Annotated in this window: 22 protein-coding genes and 1 pseudogene; 12 read left to right on the plus strand and 11 right to left on the minus strand. The window is 46.8% G+C overall.

Features of this window, described 5'->3' with window-relative positions; genetic code table 11:
* Nucleotides 1-449: 449 nt before the first annotated feature.
* Together QUB25_RS20265 and QUB25_RS20270 are read right to left on the minus strand one after the other, a co-directional pair.
* Entirely contained in the window at nt 450-2,570 is a 2,121-nt protein-coding gene (locus tag QUB25_RS20265; RefSeq protein ID WP_333185455.1) for a ShlB/FhaC/HecB family hemolysin secretion/activation protein, read from the minus strand.
* A gap of 428 nt (nt 2,571-2,998) precedes the next feature.
* Nucleotides 2,999-3,868: a DUF928 domain-containing protein gene (locus tag QUB25_RS20270; RefSeq protein ID WP_333185457.1), complete on the minus strand. Its 870-nt coding sequence runs from the start codon at nt 3,866-3,868 to the stop codon at nt 2,999-3,001.
* A 423-nt stretch (nt 3,869-4,291) separates the two neighbouring features.
* Here QUB25_RS20270 and QUB25_RS20275 point away from each other — a divergent pair, with 423 nt between their 5' ends.
* Together QUB25_RS20275 and QUB25_RS20280 are read left to right on the plus strand one after the other, a co-directional pair.
* A complete protein-coding gene (locus tag QUB25_RS20275; RefSeq protein WP_333185499.1) occupies nt 4,292-5,983 on the plus strand; it encodes a transglutaminase domain-containing protein in 1,692 nt (563 codons plus the stop codon).
* A 108-nt stretch (nt 5,984-6,091) separates the two neighbouring features.
* Nucleotides 6,092-6,232, plus strand: a complete 141-nt coding sequence (locus QUB25_RS20280) for a hypothetical protein (protein ID WP_190660773.1) — start codon at nt 6,092-6,094, stop codon at nt 6,230-6,232.
* Nucleotides 6,233-6,639: 407 nt separating this feature from the next.
* Here QUB25_RS20280 and QUB25_RS20285 read toward each other — a convergent pair whose 3' ends face one another.
* Both QUB25_RS20285 and QUB25_RS20290 read right to left on the minus strand, forming a co-directional pair.
* Entirely contained in the window at nt 6,640-7,626 is a 987-nt protein-coding gene (locus QUB25_RS20285) for an aldo/keto reductase (protein WP_333185458.1), read from the minus strand.
* Between the two features lie 144 nt (nt 7,627-7,770).
* Nucleotides 7,771-8,664 (minus strand): alpha/beta fold hydrolase, encoded by an 894-nt coding sequence (locus QUB25_RS20290; RefSeq protein ID WP_333185461.1) that lies wholly within the window; start codon nt 8,662-8,664, stop codon nt 7,771-7,773.
* 697 nt (nt 8,665-9,361) lie between these two features.
* On the opposite strand from QUB25_RS20290, the gene QUB25_RS20295 reads away from it, so the two are divergent.
* Nucleotides 9,362-9,850 (plus strand): anti-sigma regulatory factor, encoded by a 489-nt coding sequence (locus QUB25_RS20295; protein WP_333036929.1) that lies wholly within the window; start codon nt 9,362-9,364, stop codon nt 9,848-9,850.
* 272 nt (nt 9,851-10,122) lie between these two features.
* Here the strand turns inward: QUB25_RS20295 and QUB25_RS20300 are convergent, their stop codons facing one another.
* Nucleotides 10,123-10,398, minus strand: coding sequence for a DUF6439 family protein (locus QUB25_RS20300; RefSeq protein WP_006631172.1), 276 nt, complete (start codon nt 10,396-10,398; stop codon nt 10,123-10,125).
* A gap of 118 nt (nt 10,399-10,516) precedes the next feature.
* On the opposite strand from QUB25_RS20300, the gene QUB25_RS20305 reads away from it, so the two are divergent.
* Together QUB25_RS20305 and asnS are read left to right on the plus strand one after the other, a co-directional pair.
* A complete protein-coding gene (locus tag QUB25_RS20305; RefSeq protein ID WP_333185464.1) occupies nt 10,517-10,882 on the plus strand; it encodes a DUF2203 domain-containing protein in 366 nt (121 codons plus the stop codon).
* Between the two features lie 113 nt (nt 10,883-10,995).
* The gene (gene asnS, locus QUB25_RS20310; protein ID WP_333036931.1) at nt 10,996-12,387 is read left to right on the plus strand and encodes an asparagine--tRNA ligase; all 1,392 of its coding nucleotides are present in this window, start codon (nt 10,996-10,998) and stop codon (nt 12,385-12,387) included.
* Nucleotides 12,388-12,467: 80 nt separating this feature from the next.
* Here asnS and QUB25_RS20315 read toward each other — a convergent pair whose 3' ends face one another.
* A complete protein-coding gene (locus tag QUB25_RS20315; RefSeq protein WP_333059833.1) occupies nt 12,468-13,949 on the minus strand; it encodes a pitrilysin family protein in 1,482 nt (493 codons plus the stop codon).
* Between the two features lie 189 nt (nt 13,950-14,138).
* A complete protein-coding gene (locus QUB25_RS20320) occupies nt 14,139-15,734 on the minus strand; it encodes a pitrilysin family protein (protein WP_333185467.1) in 1,596 nt (531 codons plus the stop codon).
* Nucleotides 15,735-16,016: 282 nt separating this feature from the next.
* On the opposite strand from QUB25_RS20320, the gene QUB25_RS20325 reads away from it, so the two are divergent.
* Together QUB25_RS20325 and QUB25_RS20330 are read left to right on the plus strand one after the other, a co-directional pair.
* A complete protein-coding gene (locus tag QUB25_RS20325) occupies nt 16,017-16,634 on the plus strand; it encodes a helix-turn-helix domain-containing protein (protein ID WP_333059831.1) in 618 nt (205 codons plus the stop codon).
* A gap of 24 nt (nt 16,635-16,658) precedes the next feature.
* On the plus strand, nt 16,659-17,180 hold the full coding sequence (locus QUB25_RS20330) for a GNAT family N-acetyltransferase (RefSeq protein ID WP_333185469.1): 522 nt from the start codon (nt 16,659-16,661) through the stop codon (nt 17,178-17,180).
* A gap of 8 nt (nt 17,181-17,188) precedes the next feature.
* Here QUB25_RS20330 and QUB25_RS20335 read toward each other — a convergent pair whose 3' ends face one another.
* Nucleotides 17,189-17,551: a hypothetical protein gene (locus QUB25_RS20335; protein WP_333185471.1), complete on the minus strand. Its 363-nt coding sequence runs from the start codon at nt 17,549-17,551 to the stop codon at nt 17,189-17,191.
* 97 nt (nt 17,552-17,648) lie between these two features.
* Here QUB25_RS20335 and QUB25_RS29870 point away from each other — a divergent pair.
* Nucleotides 17,649-17,849 (plus strand): annotated as a pseudogene (locus QUB25_RS29870) (TetR/AcrR family transcriptional regulator); the annotation flags it as partial.
* Nucleotides 17,850-17,921: 72 nt separating this feature from the next.
* On the opposite strand, the gene QUB25_RS20340 reads toward QUB25_RS29870, so the two are convergent.
* On the minus strand, nt 17,922-18,284 hold the full coding sequence (locus QUB25_RS20340) for a hypothetical protein (protein ID WP_333139031.1): 363 nt from the start codon (nt 18,282-18,284) through the stop codon (nt 17,922-17,924).
* Nucleotides 18,285-18,404: 120 nt separating this feature from the next.
* Between QUB25_RS20340 and QUB25_RS20345 the strand changes: the two genes are divergently transcribed.
* A complete protein-coding gene (locus QUB25_RS20345) occupies nt 18,405-19,196 on the plus strand; it encodes a cobalamin biosynthesis protein (RefSeq protein ID WP_333185473.1) in 792 nt (263 codons plus the stop codon).
* A 4-nt stretch (nt 19,197-19,200) separates the two neighbouring features.
* Here the strand turns inward: QUB25_RS20345 and QUB25_RS20350 are convergent, their stop codons facing one another.
* Nucleotides 19,201-19,569: a phage holin family protein gene (locus QUB25_RS20350; RefSeq protein WP_333036939.1), complete on the minus strand. Its 369-nt coding sequence runs from the start codon at nt 19,567-19,569 to the stop codon at nt 19,201-19,203.
* A gap of 109 nt (nt 19,570-19,678) precedes the next feature.
* Between QUB25_RS20350 and QUB25_RS20355 the strand changes: the two genes are divergently transcribed.
* Nucleotides 19,679-20,176, plus strand: coding sequence for a pentapeptide repeat-containing protein (locus QUB25_RS20355; RefSeq protein ID WP_333185476.1), 498 nt, complete (start codon nt 19,679-19,681; stop codon nt 20,174-20,176).
* Between the two features lie 189 nt (nt 20,177-20,365).
* On the opposite strand, the gene QUB25_RS20360 is transcribed toward QUB25_RS20355, so the two are convergent.
* A complete protein-coding gene (locus QUB25_RS20360; RefSeq protein ID WP_333185478.1) occupies nt 20,366-22,564 on the minus strand; it encodes a transglycosylase SLT domain-containing protein in 2,199 nt (732 codons plus the stop codon).
* Nucleotides 22,565-23,014: 450 nt separating this feature from the next.
* On the opposite strand from QUB25_RS20360, the gene QUB25_RS20365 reads away from it, so the two are divergent.
* Both QUB25_RS20365 and QUB25_RS20370 read left to right on the plus strand, forming a co-directional pair.
* A complete protein-coding gene (locus QUB25_RS20365; protein WP_333185480.1) occupies nt 23,015-24,193 on the plus strand; it encodes a transposase in 1,179 nt (392 codons plus the stop codon).
* A gap of 86 nt (nt 24,194-24,279) precedes the next feature.
* Nucleotides 24,280-25,758: a leucyl aminopeptidase gene (locus QUB25_RS20370; protein ID WP_333185482.1), complete on the plus strand. Its 1,479-nt coding sequence runs from the start codon at nt 24,280-24,282 to the stop codon at nt 25,756-25,758.
* Nucleotides 25,759-25,814 lie beyond the last annotated feature (56 nt).

Consider the following 25,814-nt stretch of genomic DNA (forward strand, 5'->3'; position numbering starts at 1 on the left):
CCGAGGTCATCAAAATTAAGATGGGCTGGGGGTTAGTTGTCAGAAAAAATTATTTATGTTAAGGACAAACTCTATCATTTTTCATAATCTTTGTCTGTCATTGGCTGCGTCAAGGGTGAGAAAAAGACGTTAAGGGATGTAACTTGAATCGATCGGCGGGGCGTTGGCTCGTCGATGTTATTATTTTTTGACTGGCTGAGTGTGGTGTGTAAAGCGAGCTGATTTTTCTCAAGGGACTCCTACCTGGGTGTAATACCAACTCCGGTAGCGTGGGAATTAATATTACCCCCAGTCAGGACACCGCGAGTGCCTAAGTCCTCATATGTTGCACCATTCTCAATTAGCCTTTTAGGAACAGGCAAGATGCCTGTTCCACAAGAAAATTTATATTTTGTGGAACAGGCATCTTGCCTGTTGCTGACAATGCTCCCAGATATCAGTAAGTCCCTTTAGGGTGTATAAATTATGTTGAAGTAAATGCCCTTATCTTGCAGATTGTCGCCTTTATCGCTAATTCTCACCAATGGGAAAGCGTAATCTACCCGCAGGTTCACTCGCTGTATCGGTTCCCAGATTACCCCTAAACCCACACCTGCTAAAAATGTCTGATTTGTTAATTTATTAGGATTGTTCGCAACGTTCCATACCGTACCTGCATCCAAAAATGGAGCTAATTGTAGTTTAGGATTTCCCGAAGCATCGCGCTGCAAAGTAATCCGATCTTCGATAGAAACTCGGAAGCCGTTATCGCCAGAACGGACATTTTGGCGGTAGCCACGCAAAGATTGCCCGCCGCCAATTACAAATTGCTGGGAAGGCAACAAACTATTAGCTGACAACTGCAAGTCTGCCTGCAAAATTAATAAATGTTTGTCATTCAATCGCTGTACTCGCTGCACTTGACCCAGCCAACTAAAAAATTGTCCGTCGGGATCGGAACCTTCGTTTTGAGTAGCATCAAACAAGCTAGTGCCGATCGTAAATTGCGATCGCAAAGCCCAAGCGCCCTGCGGGTCCCGCCGAATGTAGTCTTGTCCCAGCTTAATTGCACTCGTAGTGGTGACACCATTGGAGTCCGGACCGATGCCAAAAGGAGTCGGTTCGCCGGCGACAAAAGTTCTGCCTGTCTGATAAGTAAAACCGGCAGACAAGGCAAATTCTTCGATCGGCGTTCTCCGCAGTGGCTGGCGGTAACTAACTTCAAATAAATGCGATTTTCCCGAAATGTCAAAAGCGTCAAAAGGTTCTTGCACAATACTGTTGCGGTTCGGGGCCGCCCTCAATTGCAAAGTGCCGTTCATCGCATTTAGCGGCACGCGATAGCTGAAATCAAACACGTCTGAATCGCCGAGCGAGCGATAATAAGCCCCTGCCAGTTCGTCGCCATTTCCTGTTATATTGCGGTGCCGCAAACTAACTCCCAATCTTTCGGAACCGACACTGGGAGGCGAGTAATTGTCAATGCTGAAAGTAGGTTGAAATGGATTAGCTTCCGAGATTCGGACTATCAGAATGCTCTCGCCTTCATTATCCCCAGCCCGGAGACTGGCTTCTACATTGTCAAATAAAGGATCGACTCGCAGCAGCCGGAGTTGGTCTTCTAATGAAGCTGTGCTTAAAGGCATTCCGGCACCGAGTCGAATCCGGCTGCGGATGTAATTTGGATTCAATCTTTTAGTTCCTTCTACCTCAATTCTGGCTAGCTTGCCTTCAATCACTTGAATTTGGACTACCCCTGCGGTGATAGTTTGGGGCGGCAAGACTGCCCTCGAAGTGATGTAGCCACGATTGAGGTAAATTTCGGTAATTTTGTCTGCGATTTGTTTGAGCTGTTCTAGGGTGGTAGAACGGCCTTCTAAGGGGTTGACTAAGGCATTAATTTCATCTTGGCTTAAAATTGTGCTGCCAACTACTTGAATTTTCTGCACCTCAATTGGTGTATTCGGGAGGGTTGGGGGAACTGGCGACGGGGACGGCGGTGCTACTGTGGGTGGTACTTGGGGAGGTTCTGGAGAAGGCTGCGGGGCTGGTTGCAGAAATCGATCGCGATTTGGATCGGGCTCCGTAGGCGGCGGTGGCAGGTTTGGAGGCAGCGAGGGTTGGTTCTGGGCTAAAAGATGATTGCAATCTAGCTGGTTCTGACATTGGGGATCGTTGTCAACGAGATTTGTTTGTTCGGGCAAGATGCCCGCACCACAAGCAGTTTCATCGATTGTGGAACAGGCATCTTGGCTGTTCTCGGCGGGGTTCGATTGTGTTTCTGGTTCAGGGTTGGTCTCGATCGAATCGGGAAGCTGATTTAAGTTGGTCGCTGTTTCATCCTGGTTGATTTCCAGTTTTTGCAGTGCTAATACTTGATTGCCCGTATCTGCTGAGTTGTCAGCGGCGACGGGCAACTGAGAAATATCGTTTGTTTGGGATATAGCTTTATTGGCATAAAAGCAAGCCATCGGGAGCGCAGTTAGAAGTGAAAGCCCCAACCGAAATATTGCAATATTTGCATTCGGGCGCATAATTAATAATTTCTCTAAAATAAGTTTGTCGGCTGCTTGACTATGCCAGTTTATCATTTAGTATTAGACGAAACTTGACCCTCAAAATTTCCACAGTCTGGCTTTCAAGATGTCAGAAGTCCGAACGGCTGATCAGTACACAAATTTTAATTTATTTAGGACGATCGACCAAACAACCAGGAACCGGCAAAAATCATCTGTGGCGCTGCCAAATACCGCGCTCGAAACCGAGTTTTTCGTACTTGCTGCACCAGTCATACCATTTGAGATTCGAGATTTGGCAATGACTCGCCCAAAAACGGATACCGTGCCCCGAACGCTCATCAGTGTAGATCCTAAAATTTTAGACTCCTGTTCCTCCTCCCAGATTCAATGCAGCAAGTAAATCTAAAATCTAAAATCTAAAATCTAAAATCGACTGACTGATGGCTATCACCGTTTGGGGCTTGCCTACCGTTGCATTCTTTTTTGAAACTGGTGTTGAATTATTTTCTTGTGATAGGTGTTAACTCACTTGCGACTAAGGGTTCTTGGGCTATTTTGCCGAGTTGGACGGAGTTCAACACTGCTGACCACTCGATCGCTAAACTGGCATCGCTGGGAGACTCGATACGCAATTGAGCTAGAGTTGCTAGGTACTCGTACCAGAGACCTTGTTGGGCGAAGATGCTGAGGTGGGCGCGACGATCGGGCGATCGATCCAACTCTGTTTTCACGGTTGGGGCGAGTGCGGTGCGGTTGATCCACCCGGAAACGAGAACATCATCCGTTGTATTTTTTGGGTTGCATTTGATAGTAAAGTACCATTGATAGTTTTTGCCAACTTCCAGGGCTGGCGAGTTGTCGTCGGAGCCGAGGCTGACGCTAACTACACCTGCACGGCTAGTTACCATGCGAAAACTTTTTTTGTATAGTGTTTTGTCACTTTCGTCGGCTAACTCAAACTGAACTGTTTTGTCGATGGCTACGGGAAGGTAGTAGAAAAATGTTGGTTTTGCTGATATGGTTTGCCCCATAGTTGATTGGGGAATCAAGGCAGTTAAGGCAGTTGTGGCGGAGGGGCATTCTAAGCCACGGGTTCCTCCCCCTTCCCGCCTTCCGGGTACTCCGTCCTCCGGCGGTTGAAAGCTATTCCACGTGACTCCCGTTGGCTGAATGTTCGGTCTGCTTCCGCTGGGGTCAGGGAGTTGAACTGTTTGCCAGTTGAGGGGTAGCTGCGGTGGTGAGGCGCGCTGGACAATGTTTGCGGGGCTGTTGAGAGCCTCTGCTGGTATTAAAAAACTACCGGCGGCAACTGCCTCTAAAGACAGAATTAAGGAAAGAGCACCGATATTTAGAGCAGACTTCAAAGCCATGACGAACCTGCCTTCTGATGAACCTAGGAACTTTATCTCACGGTTTTATTCTATCCAAGGTTTTGGCGAATCTAGTAATCTGTTGTACTTAATTTATATCTTTAGGCAGATACGATTATTTGGCTCGCTGTGCTCAACATAGAATTCTGTGTCGCCTTTGTCAGTGGTAGCTTAGTAGTTATACTTACTTGCATTGACGGCAGCAGGTTGGGTTGAGCTTGTTAAACCCAACTTTGACCCAGGCTAATATTCCGGGTTTTTTAACTCAGACAAGAGGCTAAAACGAATTATTTTCGTAAAAACACCTGGTTGATGCGTCAGTCCTGGATATCAGGAAACTCGGCAATTTTGCTGGTGAACCTCAAGCGATCGGCTACAAGTTACAAATCAGGTTTTCTGTACAATACCGGCAAGAAATTTAGCATGAATCTCGATTCACCTGTTCTCTCGGACAAACAGCCTTCGGGGCTGCGGATGGTCAGACCCATCGGAGTCTTGGCACTGCACGGCATTGCTTTTTTAGGAAATAGGTTGTTCGCTGTCGATCGCGCCGAAGGGCTGCTATTGGAGATCGATCGAGAAACTGACAACACTACAGTTTTGAATCCTTATCAAACGGCTAAGTTTGCGGGCGCAACGGGGCTGGCTATTTCGGAAGATACTCTCTGGTTTGCGCGGGATGAGGATATTTGTTGCTGTCGGGGCGCAGTTCGGGACGGGGCGATAACTGAACTCAAGCCGGAACATTTTGTTTCACTTTCTTATCCTGCTGACGGGATTGCTGTGTGGAAATCTACGCTTTATGTGACTTGCCAGAGATTAAACTCGATTCTGGTTTTTGACCTGAAAACTGGTCGGGAAATTACTCGGTTTTACGCTCCCGGTATTGGGGTAGAAAATATCACAGTCCGGGATGAGGAAATTTGGGTTTGCGACAAAACTGAGCAAACTGTTTACTGTTTGGAACGGGGAACTGGGGAGATTAAATTTAGCGTTTTGACTCCCTTTGAGTCGCCTTCTGGTTTGGCTTTTCACAAGGATGCCGAAACCGGGGAGGAGGTTCTGTACGTGGCTTATGCCGGGGATGAACTTTACATCCGGGATGACCCGAATTCGGAAGATCCTTTTCAGTTGACGAAGCGCGATCGCACTTTTATTCAGCCTTTGTATTTTCACTACAATGAAGCCGAGCGCTACGCTCTGTCAAACGGTTTTTTGATGGAAATGTCTTATGTGGAGGAACTGTCTCCTCTCGATGAGGTAGAAATCGAAAATTTGGAGTGGCGGATTGCTTTGCCTTCGGAAACTCATCGGCAAAAGGTAAGGAGTGTGACGCCTATCGGAATGCCTTTTACGGAGGAAATTCTGGAAGGGGAACGGGTGGCGGTGTTTAAGTTCGATCGCCTGCACCCTGGGGAACGGCGAATTTTTGGCTGGAAGGCATTGTTAGAAGTTCGATCGATTAAGTATCAGTTGTCGCCTCGGGATGTCGAAAAGATTCCGAAGCTGTCGCCGGAGTTTGCAGCTAAGTATTTGGTGGATAATGACAATTTGGCGATGGAGACGGATATTGTGCGATCGGCTGCTGTGGCTGCCATTGGCTCAGAAACTAATATTCTGAGGCAGTTACTGAGCATTCGCAATTTTGTTTACGACCAACTTTCTTACGGGATTAGGCCTCACATTGACACTCCCGATATTGTATTACGCCGCGGCATCGGTTCTTGTGGCGAGTACGTGGGCTTGTTGTTGGCTTTGGCTAGGTTAAACGGGATTGCTTGCCGCACGATCGGGCGCTACAAGTGTCCGGCTTTTGCTGACAGAAAAGGTGTGTCGCTGGAGCCGGATTTCAATCACGTTTGGCTGGAATTTTACATTCCGGGTTTTGGCTGGGTGCCGATGGAATCTAATCCTGATGATATTCAAGACAGAGGCCCTTATCCTTTGCGATTTTTTATGGGTTTGGCTTGGTATCACGTAGAAATTGGCAAGGGAATTCGGTTTCAAAGTCTCACGAGCGGCGGTCTCCCTTTGAACAAGGAGGATGTTTCCGTGGGGAGTCTGGCAATTAATCATGTGAGGTTTACAATTTTGGAAGATTTGCCAGCAGTTTGAATCGAGTGTTAACAGTTAACAGTTAGCCGTCTATATTCAACTGTTAATTGTTAACATTTTTCATCTAAAATCGAAAGTAGACAATGTAACATCAGAGGAAGAGGGGTTGTGGAATTTTCGATTGCTAATATTCTTGTTTTAGTGGCCTTTGTACTGCTGGTGACGGTGACTGGCGGGGTCGCTTATTTGACTTCTGTTGAGTGGCGCGATCGCAGGCGGTTAGATAAGGCTAAACGGAAAAAAAAGTAGCTTTTGGCTGTGGACAAATTGCATTTTTTATGATATAAGACAAGGCGACCAAATCAGGTCGCCTTGTTTTTTGACTTGAGGTATAGCAGAAGGAAGAAGGAAGAAGCAACAATCGCAATCGTGTCAGCAATTTAAAATCTCCTAACCGGCTTGGCGGTTGCTATATTTTCACCGCAGATAAAAGAAAGTTCGCTAACCTAAACGTTGTAGGTTTGTAGTCAGGATTTGAATTCTAGTAGTTTTATGAGGGATCAAGTCCTGACTACAAAACAATTTGATTGCATTCGTTCGTTAGCGAAGCCCTCGAAGAGGATCGCACATAAGATGATTCACCGCCAGGACGGCCGCGCCACAATAAATACACTACAACGAACACACAGGAAAAAAGGGATTTTGGAGTTGGTATTTTAAGTCCACTGTCTGAAAAATGTATTTTCTTGCCAAGCCGCGGCGGTGCGTTTTTCAAGTGCTGCCATTTCTGTTGTGTTCAGAGGTTTGAATGCTTGGGCGACTTTGAAGTTTTCTTCTAATTGCTTTACTGAGTCGGCGGCGATGACGCAGCAGTGCACGCCGGGAAGTGAAAGCGTGTAGCCCATTGCTTGGTGCATTCCATCTAAAACACCGTTCTGAAATAATTTGCCGTAAGCTGGTATTTTCATGGCTATGACGCCGATGTTTTTTGCTTTGGCTACTGGTAAAGCGCTGGTAACAAAGGAGCGCGGGTGATGTTTTTCGGCGGCGTTGAGGGAGATTAATGTTGTGTCGAAAGGATACCGCTCCAAGCCGGCGGCAATAATGGCTGGTTCGTGGTGTCCGGTGATGCCGGAAAAACGAATTATTTTTTGCTGTTTGGCTTCTTCGATCGCCTTTATTGCTCCTTTGGCACTGAAAATTTGGTCTAATTCGGCTTGGAATGAGACGTGGTGGAGTTGCCACAAGTCTAGCCGATCAGTTTTCAATCTTTTGAGCGATCGCTCTAAGTCTCTCCACGCGCCATCTCTGTCTCTGGCGGAGGTTTTTGTGGCTAGGAAGAGACGCGATCGATATGGTGGCAAAACTTTGCCTAAGTTTTCTTCGCTGGGCCCGTACTCGGCCGCGGTGTCAAAATAGCGAATGCCTAGTTCGATCGCGCGTTCAATTTGCGCCGCTGCTTCTGCTTCTCTTCCCGGCTGCGACAGCGGTGTTTGTCCGGCCCCACCCAAACCGAAAATCGGCACTTTGACCCCGGTTTTGCCTAACACTCGTTCTGGCATTTTTACTGTGGCGGCCGCCTTGTTATTGGGTGCGGCTGCGATTTCCCGATCCTGCTGTTCGATCGCCTTAGCACCTGCAATGCCGCTGGCAACAGCTATACTGCTCAATATAAAATTGCGGCGAGTCTTTTTGCGGGTCATTGTTTCCGTCTCCTCAGAATATTTGAGTAGAATTTAACCGCGTTTGTGTTGGCACAATACATAAACTTTTACTGCAAATCGGATAATTTTCCCCCTCTCCGAGGGAGGAGATGGCCGGGGGAAAATTATCAATGTGCCGATCGACTATTGGTCAATTATCCATGCGCGAATCAGTTCGTTTATCTGTTCTGGTACTTCGTCGTGGGGACAGTGACCAGCTTTGATAAAGTGTTCTGTTAACTGCGGATAGTGTTTGCGAAATTTAGCGCTTCTTTCTGTGGAATTCATCCACGGATCGCCTTCTCCCCAGAGCATTAGCAACGGGCAGGTTAATTGACTAAGTAATACGTCAATTTTTTCGCCTTGGGGTGTTCGGAATACGGAAGCGAATACTTTGGGGGCACCGGGATCGCAGGAGGGAAGGTATATTTCTTCTACTAATTGGTCTGTAACGGCGCTTTGGTCGAGATATACTTTTTCTAGGGTTTTCCGAATTGTCGATCGCTGGCGCACGTACTGGAACAGCAGAAAACTTGCCCAATCTTGCTGAAATAACGTTTTAGCTACCGCAGATATGGCTTTTTGCAAGGGCGGGGCTTCGGGTGCGGGCTGCGGTTCGCTGAAGGGGCCGGCGCTGTTGATTAATATGAGTCCGGCTGCTGATTCGGGGCGCTGGGCTGCTACACACAAGGCGGCGTAACCTCCGAGGGAGTTGCCGGCTAGTACGGCGGGCCGGCCGATGATGTTAGTGATAAAGTCGTGGAGTTGGTCGCGCCAGAGGTCGCCGCTGTACTGTAATTCTGGTTTTGCCGATCGCCCAAATCCGATCAGGTCGATCGCCCACACTTCAAAGTCTTTGCTCAGCCCGCTGATATTTTTGCGCCAGTGGTCTGTGGAGGCTCCAAAACCGTGAATTAACAGCAGCGGAGGGCGTTCTGGATGCCGATCGCTGGATCGAACGTAGTATACTGAATGCCCCCGCCACTGCCAGTAAGTGCCGGCTATGGGGGCTGTGGTGATGGCTGGGGTTGTTTGCATGATGTAAAGAAATAATTATTTACTTTAACTATTGTATCGCGACGCTCAGATTTATAAAGTTTGGCATCCGCGCCGGGCTTCCGCTAGCAAAGGATTCGTCAATGTGAGCGAGTTGGGATCTGGCGATCTTCCGCACTCAGGATTAATAAGTTTTGTAACGAATATTGATTTTGTGAGGGTCGTAGCAAGCGGAGATGTTTTGCCCGATCGCATTTAGGAAAATAAATCGGGTTTTGGCTGCAACATACCTAGGTATGATGATTTTGCTGTTTGGCGGCCTGAGCAAGTTCTGGGCAATGGCGCTTGCCCAGGGGCTGCGAGGGTAGAATCTGATGGGCGAGGGTCAAGGGATCGACTTTTTTATAGTTATTTCCGAGCTTTTCAAGGTGGGGATCGTTTATTCAAAAGGTGTTGACGGCTTCGCGGATGCAGCTAGCCTCAGCGTTGGTAGTTGGCAAAAGTCAACCTCAAAAATTTCGCGGCTAGGAGAACTTATAAGTAAAATTACTGATGGTTCTCTGCAGAAGTTTCTCAGAATCGCTGAATATTTTGTGACGTTGTTTGCTGTTCTTAATTGCTTTGATACTCTAAGATAGAAGTAGAGCTGCGCCGCTCAATTAATTAGCATTTTGAATACTAGGGAGCCAACTATGCAGGGTGTGAACTTTATCCACCTGAAAGTTAGGGAGTTTTCTGAGTGATTGCTATTTCACCTCGTCCCGTCGGACGCAATTGGATTACGATTAGCTTCGCTTCTACCCTATACCTTTGTCCTATTTTGGATCTGCTCCTAGCAGAGCTTCCGGATCACTGGCAAGCGGAATTGCGGTTGGGGCTTCAAGAAGCTTTGGTAAATGCTGCTAAGCATGGAAACAAATTAGACCCCGGTAAAACTGTTGGAGTCCGTTTTTCGATCGTCCAAAACCAATATTGGTGGGTGATATCGGATGAAGGTTCTGGCTTTAAAGCCCCTTGCAGTTGTAACCTTTATACCGATGATTGCGACAGTCTCCTAGCAGAGGATGTTGCAGATGACTCTGGACTACCCCATGTGGAACAGGAATGTGGTAGGGGGTTGTTTATTCTTTACCAAATATTCGATCGGGTAGAGTGGAATTCTCAAGGTACAGAGTTACGGCTGTGCAAAGAACTTCCCAGTCGCTACCGACTGCCTCGCTTGCGCTAGCACCGCTATGAAAGCAGCAGTTTTCACCTCAGCTAGACCTGGAAATTTTTTCGTTTCCGGACTGAAGTTTGCAGTGAGAATTTGAACGCTCTAGCTATTGATAGCTGATCATAATGCAAAATGTGAGTTTTGAGTTAAAAAAGTATAAATCTTTTGAACTCACAATCGCGCTGCTCGATCGAGCGACGCGATTGTCTAAGTTTTGAGCGACTAATCAAGTCAAAACTTCAAACTCTAAACCGCCCAGCGTTACGAACAACGAAGCAATCTAATTATTTGCCGTGGGTGGGACAGGGAGGAGCAGATATCGATCGATCCAGCCATCCTGCTGCTTGGTTTAAGCGCGGGAGAGCTTCTTCTGGCTGTTTTTTAAGCAAAAAAACCAAAGCGGCTGCAGCTTGTTCGCAGGCCCGCGCGGAACGGTTGGCTTTGAGGCGGTGCCAATCTTTTTCGTGGATGGCGAGGCGCGCGGCTAGAGCTTGGGCTAGTTCTACCGTGCTCAGCTCGTTGAGGTTGACAGTTTGGGTTGTTTGTGTAGTTTCAAGCATAGGTGGCAATTATAGAGATTTGGCTGCCGTTTCTGAATTTAAAAAATATACTGCATATAATAACAACTTAATTGGAAATCGGTTTTTTTTATTATTATTGTCAGGTTTGCAGATCGAAATGCCTCAACAGCCGTCAGAGTTAAATCCGGAAGAGCAAGAAAGCGAGTTTGTTCAAGCGCTCGCAGCAGTGGAGCAATCGCTCGCGGCAGTCAAAGAACGGTACACTCAGATTCAGGTCGATCGACAGCGCCAAGTCGAACTCGGCCATCGGCGCGAAGAAATCCTCCAGTCGGGGCGCCGAAATCCATTGCCGCAACTCAAAAAAGAATTGCGGGAAATTGAGCAAGAATTGGAAACTATCGAGTTGAATTTAGAAAGCAGCCTGTTTTCTTGGGGAAGCATAAAACAACCTTTTTGGCAAGCAGTTCGCTTTGGGGGACTCGGTATTTTGATCGGTTGGATTTTGAAATCCTATGCAGGTTGAACAATGTGGGGATTTTTGATTTTTTTATTTACCGCAGAGGGCGCAGAGGACGCAGAGGAAGAGAAAAGAGAGAAAGATGGTGCAAAATAAATATTAAATAAACAGGAGTGGATATGACAAATCAACGAATTGCAGCAATTTTGCGCGCAGGTGAACCCGACGAAACTGTAACTGTTCAAGGTTGGGTTCGTACCAAACGCGAATTGAAAGAATTTGCCTTTGTCGAAGTCAACGATGGTTCGGCCATGGCTAACTTGCAAGTAGTCATAAATTCCGATTTGCCAGACTTTGAAAATGTACTGAAACAACTGAATACAGGTGCATCTCTAGAAGTGTCGGGAGTGCTGGTAGCATCTCCAGCAAAAGGACAGCGAATAGAGTTGAAAGCCTCACAAGTACAAGTTTACGGGGATGCAGACCCGCAAACTTATCCGCTGCAAAAAAAGCGGCATTCCTTTGAATTTTTGCGGACAATCGCGCATTTGCGGCCGCGCACAAACACCCACGGTGCTGTCTTTCGAGTCCGCAATGCTTGTTCGGCGGCGGTACACCAATTTTTTCAAGAACGCGGTTTTTTGTGGGTTCACACTCCGATTATTGCTGCTAGCGACTGCGAAGGTGCGGGGGAAATGTTCGCCGTTACCAACTTTGATTTAAAGAATGTGCCGCGCACTGATTCGCAAGAGGTTGATTATGCTAAAGACTTTTTTGGAAAGCGCGCCTATTTAACAGTTAGCGGCCAGTTGGAAGCGGAAGTTATGGCGATGGCTTTCGGAAATGTTTACACTTTTGGCCCGACTTTCCGAGCGGAAAATTCTAATACTTCGCGACATTTAGCTGAGTTTTGGATGATTGAACCGGAAATGGCTTTCTGCGATTTGCAGGGAGATATGGATTTGGCTGAGGCGTTTTTAAAGTACATTTTTAAATACGTTTTGGAGCATTGCCCCGAAGATATGGAGTTTTTCAACGAACGCATTGACAAAACGGTTTTGGCTACTGCTGAAAATATCATTAATAATCAGTTCGAGCGGATTACTTATACCGAGGCGATCGCACTTTTGGAAAAAGCAGACAAAAAGTTTGATTTTCCGGTCAGTTGGGGTTTAGATTTGCAGTCGGAACACGAGCGTTATTTGGCTGAGGACTTGTTTAAAAAGCCGACGATTGTCAGCGATTATCCCGTCGGCATTAAAGCATTTTATATGCGTTTAAATGAGGACGAGAAAACCGTCCGAGCCATGGATGTTTTGGCTCCTAATATTGGGGAAATTATCGGCGGTTCGCAGCGGGAAGAAAGGCTGGATGTGTTGGAGAGGCGCATGGAAGCCCAGGGTATGAATAAGGAGGAATTGTGGTGGTATTTGGATTTGCGCCGCTACGGTACTGTGCCTCACGCTGGCTTTGGTTTGGGATTTGAGCGCTTAGTGCAGTTTATGACTGGAATGGGGAATATTCGGGATGTGATTCCGTTTCCGAGAGCGCCTTTGAGTATTGATTTTTAGTTGAAAATTGTGAGGCAAAGAGGAGGGACACGGCATTGCCGTGTCCTTACTCGAATCTGCGACTCCTAATCACAAATAAATTAAGTGGCTGGGGGAATTGTGATATCAACAGATTGCACTTTTACCGAAGTTCCCAAACTCGATAACGGCGGTTCAATTGCCGCACTATTTCCCACTACTAATGTTACCAAATTCTCCGGTTTCAAGTAAGTCTTAGCTACGCGCTGCACGTCGGCAATTGTTGCTGCTTCGATGCTACGGCGGTAGCGAAAAATGAAATCTTCGGGATAACCGTAGTATTCGTAGCGCATTAATCGCGACAAAGTTTGACTGGGATTTTCAAATTTGAAAATGAAAGAATTCAGGGTGGAATCTTTAGCAAAAGCTAATTCTGCCGGGGTAATTGGTTCGGTACGGATACGATCGATCTCGGCGCGAATTGCCTGGATAAACGGTACTGTGGCGTCCGATCGCGTTTGGCCTCCAGCGACAAACACCCCCGGATAGTCATATCTCGGACTCCAAGCCGCGTATACTGAATAAGCTAAGCCTTGGCGCGATCGCACGTTATTAAACAAACGGCCACCGAAACCATTGAGAACCCCATTCATTACGTCCAAAGCACCGTAATCTGGACTGCTGAGCATTCCGCCCAAATGTCCCATTTGCACGTAACTTTGACTTAATTGCGGCTGATTTACCAAAAATATGCCGCCCCCATTTGCGGGCGATACGGTTGGTAGTGCAGGCACTTCTGCACTTTGACTCGGTTGCCAGTTACCGAATTTTTGCTCGACGAGCGATCGCATTTTAGCTGTATCAAAATCCCCAGAAATACCCAAAATCATATTCTTGGGATGGAAATATTTCTGGTAGAAACTCACCACATCGTCGCGGGAAATATTGGCGAGGGTTTTGTATTCTACCGTACGCGCGTAAGGACTGCGAGATCCATAAATTAACTTTTCAAACTCGCGGCCGGTAATATCGTCAGGATCGTCATTGCGGCGGGCGATCGCACCTTGAGTTTGATTCTTCGCTAAATCTAACTTTTCCTGAGCAAATATTGGCTCCCGAATCACTTCCGCAAATAAGTCAAACACGGGTTCCACATCTTCAGCTAAAGCACTAAAATTAGCGCTGCCCGAACTAACATCAATCCCCGTTTCTACGGAAGCTGCTCGCTGTTCTAGCAATTGATTTAGTTCATCAGCCGTATGTCGGCTCGTGCCCCCAGTTCGCATCACTTCTCCCGTCAATCCTCCCAATCCAATTTTCTCGGCAGGTTCAAAGCGCTCGCCAGTGCGAAATAGCGCAGTTCCCCCGACTAACGGGAGTTCCCGGTCTTCCATCAGATACACCCGGATGCCATTTTTTAGCTCGAATCGAGTATATTTAGGTAATTTAATTTCTGGCACCGCCGGGAATGTTAATTCGTCGTAGTGTTTGGGTGCCGCCGCAAAGGAAGGTAACAAATTAAACGTGCCCAGTGAAACAGTAAAAAAGCAAAGCGACAGCAGAAATAACTTTACTTTTTTCAGTCTCAATTTAGTCCTTTTCATTCTTTCTCCAATGTTTCATAAGTTGACAATTCGAGGCAGAGCCTCGCCCATATGCGTTCCCAGGCAGAGCCTGGAAACGAGTGTTTCTTCCCTCTTCCTTCTTCCTTCTTGCTTCTTCCGACGGACATCGGACTGACATCCGTTACATCCGTTACATCCGTCGAGCGAATCCGTTGCCGAACCTTCTTCTTACAGTGGCAAAAGCTTACCAATCGTGCGATTTTCCGGGCGGAAAGTTGCCTGAGCCACACGTTGAATGTCAGCGGGAGTAACAGCCGCGATCGCATCCAATTCCTTGAACAAATTTCGCCACGAACCGGTGTTTACTTGATAGTCCACCAGCGAAAATGCCATGCCCATATTAGAATCGAGCGATCGCAACAAATCGGCTCTCGCCTGAGTTTTCACGCGATCCAATTCCAAAGCAGAAACCGGCTCAGTTTTCAGGCGCTCGATTTCCTTGCTCAAAGCTGCAGCTACTTCATCAACCGTACGACCCGGAGCAGTTTGAGCGTAAAATAACATCAAATTCGGATACTTTTCCCCCGGATAACCGCTGAAACCTTGAGCCGCGAGCGCCAATTGCTGTTGTTCTACCAAAGATTTGTAAAGCCGAGAAGTGCGGCCATCGCTGAGCAAAGAACCAATCATTTCATAAATCGCATTGTCGGGATGATTCATCGCCGGTTTGTGGTATCCTTCCAAATACCAAGGTTGAGTTTTTAATTTCAGCGTGACTTCCTGAGTTTGAGTTTGGGGAGGTTCGACAATCTGCAATTCTGGAGGCGCTGTTTTCGCCTTGTAACGGCCGAAATAAATTTGAGCGAGTCGCTTCACCTCCGAAGCTTTCACGTCTCCTACCACCGCCACAGTCAGCTTGCTGGGGACGTAGTGAGTCTCGAAAAACTTCTGCACGTCGCTGCGGCTGAGGTTTTTAATGTCTTCAGTGTAGCCAATTACGGGGCGGCGGTAGGGATGAGCAGAGAAAGCTTTGTTGGCAAAAACTTCAACCATTTGTCCGATCGGAGAATTCTCGGTTCGCAGCCTGCGCTCTTCTAAAATTACCTGTTTTTCTTTGTAAAATTCCCGAAATACTGGTTCTAGAAATCGCTCGGATTCCAGCGACATCCACATTTCTAACTTGTTAGCTGGAAGGCTGTAAAAATACATTGTGGCGTCGGTGGAAGTAGCGGCATTTAGTCCGACTCCGCCTGCTTGTTCCACTATTTTTCCGAGTTCATTGCGCTTGACAAATTGCGAAGCTTCGGCTTCAACTTTGTCAAATTCTGCTTTTAATTGGGCGACTTCTTCAGTTTTGCCGCTGGCTTTGGCTGCTTGCATTTGCTCGAAGAGTTGGTCTTGTTTTTCTAGCAGCGGCTTTTCGGCTTGGTAGTCGGTAGTGCCGATTTTTGGCGTGCCTTTGAAGGCTAAATGTTCGAGATAGTGAGCGACACCTGTTTGACCGTCGGGTTCGTTTGCGCCGCCCACATCGGCGTGAATCAGAAACGATGCTACGGGGGCTCTGGGCCTTTCGAGTACGATGAATTTCATGCCGTTGTCGAGCTTAAATTCGCTGACTTGGCTGATTACTCGATCGAGCGACGGTTGAACAGAGACTGCTTGGGAGCCGCTAGCGGGGTTGGGGCGGGCGAGGGCGATTTCGGGAGAAATGCCCCACCACAGCAGTACAGCGGCCAGCAGGGAGGCGATGAATCGAGTTTGGCGATCGGGCGATTCCCTACGGGATAGCTTCGCTTCACGGGGTTTTTGGAACTGCGGGGTCATTCGATTTTGGATTTTAGATTTTAGATTTTGGATGGTCAAACAAAAAAATGTTTGTGCTCGGTGGCCAGAGATTCTTTTCTCAGGATAAAGATTTTTGGAGGCATAAGCGATCTGTTGCGCCGCAGATGTTAGGCTGATACAGCAAATCTCAAAAAGGGTCTGGGGCCCGGCGAGGAGTTTTAAGTTTGGGATAAAAGCCGCGCACAACTTAAAACTTAACATTATTTAGCGCTTCAGTCCCGAACCCGTAGTTCCAAGTCGCAAATTACCGATTGCAAAGCCATGCGAATTTTTAATCAGTCTCCTCCTTCTGAAACAGAAACCAAGAAGCGGATTTTACAAGCCGCTCAGCGGTTGTTTGCCCGCAGCGGATACGACGGCACGACAACTCGCGATTTAGCAGTGGCGGCGGGGGTGGCCGAGGGTACGCTATTTCGGCATTTTGATAATAAAAAAGCGATTTTGATTGAGGTGGCGACGGAAGGATGGGTGGAGTTGCTGACGGATTTGCTGACTGAATTAAGCGAGATGGGCAGTTACAAAGCAGTGGCTCAGGTGATGCGGCGACGGATGCTGAATATCCGCGAGAATAGCGACATGATGCGGGTGTGTTTTTTGGAGGCGCAATTTCACCCGGATTTACGCGACAGAATTCAGTTGGAAGTCATCGGAAAAATGAGCGATGTTGCTGAGGCTTTTTTTGAAACAGCGATGGAAAAAGGAGTTTATCGGAAGATGAATCCGAAGATTGTCGCTCAGGTATTTTTGGGAATGTTTGCAGTCGCGGGTTTCAGTCAAAATACGATTATGGAGCCGAATGCTTCGCCGCAGCAAATGCAGGAAATGGCTGAAGGATTAGCCGATATTTTTCTGAATGGGGTTTTGCTGAAAGATGAATAATTAGGGCAACAGGGAAAAGTTGTTATGGGCAAAATTTTGCACTATTCTATTCGATCGCTAACCCAGGAAGACGAGCCTTTTCTCTGGAAAATGCTGTATGAAGCGGCGCACATGGCAGAAGAAGGCGAATCAAGGGTGCAAGGGGTTGTGAATCATCCTTTAATTGCGAAATATGTCAAGAATTGGGGACGTGCAAACGATTTGGGCTTCGCAGCAATCGAATTGAACGGGAGCCAGCCAGTAGGAGCCGCCTGGCTGCGTTTGTTTACAGAGGATGACAAGGGGTTTGGCTGGGTTGATGATACTATCCCGGAATTGGCGATCGCCGTTCTTCCAGAATATACAAATCAGGGTGTAGGAACGCAGTTGCTGGATCGTTTGTTGTCAGCAGCAAAAGTCTCTTATCGATCGGTATCCCTGAGTGTCAGAAGCTCGAATCGAGCCCTGAGTTTGTACGAGCGATCGGGATTTAAAGTAATTGACGGAAGCGAGACAATCAACCGCACAGGAGGGACATCATTCACCATGAAAGTGGATTTTAATTAAGTGAATTATTACTCTATAAAATCGTACATCTTTTGTACCCACTTCTCGCGATTATCCTGCCATTCATCCGTCACTACTTCCCAAGTTGTATTGCTTTCTAGTTCCAGCAATAGACTTGATACTTCTTCTAGCGTCGATGCTATATGACATTCTTCTACCCAACTTTCACGGATCATTTTCCAGAGACTTTGTACCGCTTCTCGCTGAAAATTTGATTCTAATTCAACTAGCAATTTTGCTAAATGTTTTTCGTCAATTGCTGCTGACACCTCGCTCATCCAACAGTTGCGACGTTCTTTCCATTCTTCCGTCACTGCGTCCCCGTTTAGGTGGGCTTGAAACTCTAACAGTAATTGGTTTATTTCTACCATATTAAATTTTGTATTGTTTGCAGTTTGTGCTATTTTTGTACAAATTTTAGTAATTTAGAATGTGGGTTTTTTATAATGAGATATGTGGCTGAGGCTTTATTTGGAAACGGCGATGGAAAAACAAGTTTATCCAAAGACGAATCCGAAAATTGTCGCTCAGGTATTTGTGGGAATGTTTGCAGTCGCGCCCTTCAGTCAAAATACGATTACGAAGCCGAATGCTTCTCGGCAGCAAATGCAGGAAATGGCTGAAGGACTCGCTGATATTTTTCTGAATGGGGTTTGGCAGAAAGATGAATCATTAGTCATTAGTCATGAGGAAATTTTAGAGCCTGAAAACGCAATATCTACAGGCTCTGGCTCCTCGACACTACTCGTTAAACTTGTGCATTTGCTGTACCCAATTATCGCGATTCTGCTGCCATTCATCAGCCATAGCTTCCGAATTTATATTGGTTTCTAGTTCCAGCAATAAACTTGATACTTCTTGAACAATCGATGCTGCCAGACATTCTTCTACCCAACGGTTCCGACGTTCTTCCCACTGAATATCCACCGATTTACCCTGCAAGTTAGATTGCCATTCAACTAGCAATTCTGCTAGATATGTCAGGTTAACTGATGCTGCCACATCGCTCACCCAACTTGGCCGGCGCTCTTTCCATTCTTTTTTCACTCCTTCCGATTTGAGGTTGCTTTCAAGCTCTAACACTAACTGATTTAGTTCTACCATCTTAAATGTTTGATTTTTTGTAGTTTGTGCTACAATTATACCAAAATTTTCACTAAACAGAGTGTTAATTTTTTTTTAAGATTGCGGTCGCAGTGAAACTACAGAATAGATAACTGAATAATGAGCGATGAATTCACTGTAGATATGCTAGACATTCCCAGCGGTTGGAGTCGAGGCGAAGGGGACTGGACTGGAGTAGCGGCAGCTCTTGCTGGAGGGGAAACTGTCGAAGTAATTCAAGAAGTTGGTTCTACTTTGTGGCAAAACAGTCTGCCAGAAAAACATTCTTTGTATTGGGAGGGGGAAAATCTCTCAACTATCAAAGCCCGAATTTGGATTAGTTTTACGCAGAGAAGATTTTCGCCCGAATCTGTTTTGCCAAAGGTTCAGTGGCATCCAAGAGTGTTGTGGATAGGGATAGGTTGTGAACGCGCAACAGGGCGAGAATTAATCGAGACAGCGATTAAACAAGTATGTCGCGCTAATCATTTAGCGGAAAGTGCGATCGCAGGTATTGCTACAATAGACACTAAAGCAGGTGAAGTCGGCTTGTTAGAACTTTGTCAAGAGCGAAATTGGCCGTTACAAACCTTTGCGGCTGACATTTTAAGTTCCGTAGAAGTCCCCAACCCTTCAAATATTGTAGTCAAAGAAGTCGGGACGCCTAGTGTAGCAGAAGCGGCGGCACTGTGTGCAGTTAGAAAAGAAAATTTAACCGCAGATGAACGCGAATATACGCAGATATCCATCAATCATCAGCGTCCATCTGCGTTTATCTGCGGTTCAAATCCCCTCTTAGTCCCTAAACAAATATTTCGCAGCAAAAATCCCCCCCTTTCACAAGGAGGGGTTAGGGCGGGTTCTGCGGTAACAGTAGCGGTTGCAGTTTGCCCGATCGAGTATCTGGGATAATATATTACTGAGACAAAGTATTGGCATTCACAAATCGACCAATCAACCCAGAAACAAATGACAACACAATGGAACCCACCAAAGCCGGCCAAAAACCGCCAACCACAAAGCCGATATTGAACGCACCCGCCAACCACGAAGCCAGGGAAAGCGAAATTGCATTCACAACGAATAAAAACAAACCTAAAGTAATAATGGTCAAAGGCAGCGTCAGCAATGTAAGAATCGGTCTGACAACCGCGTTCACCAATCCGATAACAACAGCAGCCAGCATCGCCGCCGGAAAGCTAACCACCGAAATACCTGGTACAATGTTAGCGGTAATAATCAGCGAAACCGCTGCTACTATCCAAGTTAAGAAAAAACTTAGCATATCTTTTTTTCCATCTCCATCACTATTAATTAAGATTGTACCTGTTTAGTCGATAGACCAAAGTTCGGGATACACTACGAAATATCCACCTTGCGAGAATATCAGACTTATGAAACTCCGGCAACTAGCAGCATTCCTCTTGGTACTAACTATCTTCATCCTGCAGCAGCCAGCCCAGGCTCAATCTAAATATTACGCTCCGCCGTTGTCCTTTAGCAACGCCGAACTGACAAGACGCGATTTTTCTGGTCAAATGCTGCGGGCGGCTGAGTTTTCTAACGCTAATATGGACTTGACTAATTTTTCTAATGCCGATTTGCAGGGAGCAATTATGAGCGCTTCGGTGATGACTCAGGCGAATTTGCACGGAGCGAATTTAACTAATGCAATGATAGATCAAGTTAAATTTACTAATGCCGATTTAAGTGATGCAATTTTAGCAGAAACAATTTTGCTGCGTTCTACTTTTGACGGAGTTGATATCACCGGCGCTGACTTTACGGACGCAATTATGGACGGATCACAAGTTAAAGAATTGTGCAGAAAGGCAAGTGGGATTAATTCTCAAACAGGGATTTCTACTCGCGATTCCTTGGGATGCCGCTGATATCATCTCCGGTCAATTACTAATGATTGTTTGTTTGGTGGGGGCGGGTTTTTCAGATTGTTTGTTTGGGGCGATTATGGTTGGTCGAACCTGCCCCTACGAAACCATATTTTGTAGGGGCGGGTTCCACCAAAAAGATATAACGATTACCAAAAATTTAGATAAAACCGCCCCCACACCACGAATAATTCACTTTACTTTTTTCTGAGCAGCCGCATAATGCTCACTCATTAACTGATTAACTTCTGGATTGTAAATCCGCAGATAATTCCAGTAATTCTCAAACACCGATTTCACGTATCCTTTCGTTTCAGGAAACGGAATCTTTTCCGCAAAAGCATCTGGGTCACTAAAATTAAACCTCTTTAACCAATCTGATACTGCATTTGGCCCGGCATTGTAACTCGCGACAGCTAACATCGAGTTATTCTTGTACTCGTCGTGAGTGTGATCCAAATACCACGTACCAAGTTTAACGTTGTCGTCCACATTCTCCAATGAATACTTTTTGAGGCTGATTTGTCCAGCAACCCAAGCGGCTGTTTCGGGCATTACTTGCATTAAACCGGTGGCGCCAACTGATGATTTGATAGCGGGCATAAACCGCGATTCTTGCCGGATTAATGCTGTTACTAATACTGGATTTATTTTGCGCTCTTGCGACCATTTGACAATGGTTTCTAAGTAAGGAAAAGGATAAAGTGCTTGCCAATAAATCGGTTGCTGTCTGAGATCCAGGTATTGGGTTCTATCATCTGGTTTATCGCGCTGCCGCAAACTACCAACCATCCACAAACCGTCTAAATTGTCTCCGACTGCAACTCGCATTAAACCGTCGGTAAACTGTTCCGCAATACTTGGTTCTACGCGGTCGATAAACTCTACTTGCCACAGCGTCCAAGCATCCCTATCTTGACCTAATTGATAGAGTTCTTTCAACGCAGGAGAACCCGCAGTTGGTTCGGGGCGCTGAGGCGGCCGCACTACATTGGGAGACAAATCTCGGACTGTGGTAAAGTCGCCGACTGGCCAGCCGAGAAGTACAGCCGATCGCCACGCAAAATATGATTCTGGATAGCGTAAGATCGTATAGTCAAATGCAGTCTTGGCGTCTTGTTCCCGGCCGAGTTGCTGTGCCCATTTCCCGACCCAAAATGCTGCTTCTGGAGCTTGTTCGCTGTCGGGATTGTGGGTGGTTAATTCTCTCGCCCACTGCCAAGCTGATTTTAAATCTCCGCCTTTGGCAAACTGCTGGGCGATCGTCCACCGCAATTCGCCTGCTTTATCAGAATTATTGTATTTTGTCAATAGCAACTTCCGGGTATCTGAGGCGGATTGACCGCTGCGTGCTTTGTCGAGAATTTGCGATTTATCTAACAAAGCTTCGGGGGCATAATTGGGAAATTTGCTAATAACTCGATCGAGCAAAACGATCGCTTCTTTCGGTTCGCTCAGCCGCGACAGCCGAATTAAACCCAAACCACTATCTTCGGCATCGGGAAACTCGCGTACTAATTCTTGATAGGCAATTCTCGATTCCGGGATTTTTCCGTCGAGCCACAAACCGCGAGCTTTGCGGTAAAGATTTTTGGCATTGCGGGGAGCTTTCCCGTAAGCAATAGCTCCTTTGCCGTAATTTTGTTTTTCCCAATAGCCAAAGGCAATTTCTTCCCAATCTTCCGGTTTCAAACCGGCGCTGTTTCGCTGCACCAGTTGTTCCAAAATTGTCCCGTAATCTTTGACATAATGACCGTGTTTTGCTACGAGCAGCATCAACTGCGGCTGATTCGGATTTTCTTTTAACTTGCGGAGGGCAATTTCTACGCTGCGGGGATGACCAGGAAATTCAGTAATTGCCTGTTGCCAATATTCCGGTTTTGACTTGCCTAAAACATATAAAGCTTCCGCTGCTACCGGGTCGCCCGGATAGTTTTTGAGCAGTTCTTCCCAAGCTTTTTGAGTTTTGCCTTTGTCGCCGCTCAATTGGTAAGCTTGCGCCCTTTTTAGGGCAATGTGAGCAGCTAAAACCGGATATTCTTGCTCTAATTTGTCCAATAATTTTAATGCTTTGGCGGCATTTCCTTGCTGGATTAAATCGCTGGCAAGCAGGTAGCGGGCGCGGCTTTGAGGGGAGATTGGCTGCTGCGGGTTCGTATTTACAGACTCACTGGCTGCGAGTTCAACTAATTTCGCAGATCGCTCGCTCGGTGACAGCGATACCAGCATCTTGACTTCCGATTCGGAATTCGCTGCATTCACGGGCTGCTCGGCCTTCTGGACCGAGCCAAAACCCATCCATTTCATCGCAGCAACCAAAGAGCCGATCGCAATAACGCAAACTGAAACGCTGATTAAAACAGAAAATCGGGCCCGGCGTCGTTTTAGCATGGGAAAATTTAAGAGAATAACAATAGATAACCGATCGTTTGTCAAAAGCCATCAGAGGCAGGATGGGTGTTCCACGCCATCACAGGCACGATACCTGTTTAACGAGAAATAAATGTTAAGAGTGGGGCAAAAACGGACAGCCAACCCCCAAACAGATGATTGAGATTGGTGGAAGATCCGATCGCAGGCGGACTTGGCTGATATAGTAGCAGAATTTATTTTGATGTGGAGCGGAAAATTTGTGCGATCGATCTATTTGCCCGCACAAAGGAAAAACGACAAACCACTAACTACCAAAACTTATGCTTAGAGCCTCCGTGCTGGGGCCGGGGGAGGAAAGCTAACAACAGGCTGTCTTCCCGCAGTATGGGTCGGATATTTAACCATTCTTCATATCCTACGACTATTTGCAGGATACAATTAACAGGTCAAGTTAAGGTCGTTCTTAATATGGCTCAGCTAACACTAACGTTAAAGCTTCCGTTTCACAGGTTGAATGCCTGCAAAGCACTTGAATTTGAGCGGCTTACCGCCCTCAATACGGCTGTTGCAAATGATTTGCTGGAAGTTGACAACAAGGATCGTAAAAAGCTGACGAGTGCCGCGTTTAGACATATTGAGATTGGATCGATGTGGATCAATCAAACCATTCGGAACACCCATGCAAAAACTAAGGTTGTTCACTTTAAGCAAATGTGGCTTGAAGTGAACAACCAAGGTTATGAGGTTCTCAAGTCGGGCAATTTATTCACTGTCTCTTTCAGTCTCTATCGAGGGCGGAAAGGAAGAATTCCTCTTGATGTTCATGCCGCCTCGCATACCGAAGTTTTGGATAAAGCGATCGAAGGTTCTGCCAAATTAGGCAGTCTGAAGCTATGCAAGTCCAAAAAAGGTGTTTGGTATGCACTCATTTCTGTATCCATGGAAGTTCCCGATGCAGGTGATGTTAAAGGTTGGATTGGAGTTGATCGAGGACAAAACAATATTGCAGTCGCAGCACTGCCCAACTCCTTCGGCAAGTTCTGGAATGGTCGCAAAGTTAAAGCCGCCCGACGACGGTTTCAGAAAACCCGTAAGGTTCTCCAAGAAGCGAAAAAGCTGAAAAAGGTTAAGCAGCTAGAATCGCGTGAGCGTCGCATCATGACGCAGATCAATCACGAGATTTCTAGGCAGTTGGTTCAGTTTGCTTCATACTTCGGAATGGGATTGCGGTTTGAGGATCTTTCTGAAATCAGAAGTACCTCAAAGCAACGCAAGAAAACCAAATCGGATGCAGCTCAGAACCGAGATGCTTGGGCGTTCTATCAGCTTGAAATCTTCACCCGCTATAAAGCGATTCGTGCAGGTGTTCCCGTTGAGTCGGTGCCGGCACCCTATACCAGTAAATCGGATCATCGAAATGGTGTTATCGGCAAACGAGTCAAGCACCAATTCAAAGGATTTGATGGGTATCGCTGTAACGCGGACTGGAACGCTTCGCAAAATATTGGGCAGTGGGTAGGATTTGCGTGTCCTTTGAATCTTCAGAAAGCGGTGTCTGCAATGGAAATCGTTGATTCAGAGGATGGGGTCAATGACAGTCCCTTAACTGGTGATGCGTCTTTGACGACGGCTTCAGCCTCGTCTTAGACAACCGCTAGAATCCCTCGCGCTTGGGCCGGGGGGGTGTCAAAAAGTACAATCTAAAGTCTAAAATCTCAACTCTAAATCAAAACATGGAATTTCTAGTCACCGATACGCCCCGCTCTGTTTGGACCGGAGACGCCTTGGCAATTGGTCTATTTGAGGACGCCCTGGAACTCACGGGCGATCTGGCACAATTAGATGAAAAGCTGGCAGGCACTTTGAAAGAGCTGCTACTGGAAGTAGATTTTAAGGGCAAAGTGGGTACGAGCGCCATCACCCGCGTCGGCGGCAATAATCCCATTCGCAAAATTGCGATCGTGGGTTTGGGCAAAACAGAGGACTTAAAATTAGACACCGTGCGGCAAGCTGCGGGCGTTTGCGCCAAGTTAGCCAAAAAAGAGAAATGTAAAACCCTCGGAATTAGCTTTCCGGTGTGGAAAAACGCGCCGGATTCTACAGCAAGCGCGATCGCCGAAGGTGTAGAACTCTCCCTGAATCAAGACAACCGTTTCAAATCGGAACCTGAAGACAAAAGCCCGCAACTCGAACAAATTCATTTGCTCGGTTTTGCCGGTACCGAAAGTGCGATCGCCCGCGCCCGCCAAATCACTGCCGGAGTCATTTTAGCACGGGAATTAGTCGCAGCGCCGGCAAATTTTGTCACCCCGATTACCATGGCAGAAACTGCTCAAAGTCTAGCTGCCGAATGCGGTTTAGAATTAGAAATATTGGAGCGGGAAGACTGTGAAAAACTAGGAATGGGAGCCTTTCTCGGCGTTGCCCTAGCATCGGATTTACCCCCTAAATTTATCCATTTAACTTACAAACCAGAAGGTACACCGCGCCGCAAAATAGCAATTGTGGGCAAAGGATTGACCTTTGATTCTGGCGGTTTGAACATCAAAGGTGCGGGCAGCGGCATTGAAATGATGAAAATAGATATGGGCGGCGCTGCGGCTACTTTGGGAGCGGCAAAGGCGATCGGACACATCAAACCCGATGTGGAAGTTCACTTTATCAGCGCCGTCACTGAAAACATGATCAGCGGCCGCGCCATGCGCCCTGGAGACATCCTTACAGCTTCCAACGGCAAAACAATTGAAGTCAACAATACCGACGCTGAAGGTCGTTTAACCCTGGCTGATGCTTTGGTATTTGCTGATAAGTTGGGAGTTGACGCAATTGTCGATTTAGCAACTCTAACCGGCGCCTGCGTAATTGCTTTAGGTGACGATATCGCGGGTTTGTGGAGTCCTCAAGATAGCGTCGCCGCCGAAATAGTCGCCGCCTCAGAATTGGCAGGCGAAAAATTTTGGCGGATGCCGATGGAAGAGAAGTATTTTGAGGGCTTGAAAGCATTGCACGCCGACATGAAAAACACCGGCCCACGTCCCGGCGGTTCGATTACGGCGGCGCTATTTTTGAAGCAGTTTGTAAAGGATACTGCATGGGCGCATTTAGATATTGCCGGCCCGGTTTGGAGTGACAAAGAAAATGGCTACAATGGCCCTGGGGCTACCGGTTTTGGAGTTCGGACTTTGGTGCATTGGGCGCTGGGCGGCGCTTAAGTGTGGATTTCCAGCGCAAAAATTGAGATTTTCTCTGCCTTAAAAGTCTGCTAGTC

The sequence above is a fragment of the Microcoleus sp. B3-D7 genome (genome assembly GCF_036705305.1).
Lineage (GTDB): Bacteria > Cyanobacteriota > Cyanobacteriia > Cyanobacteriales > Microcoleaceae > Microcoleus.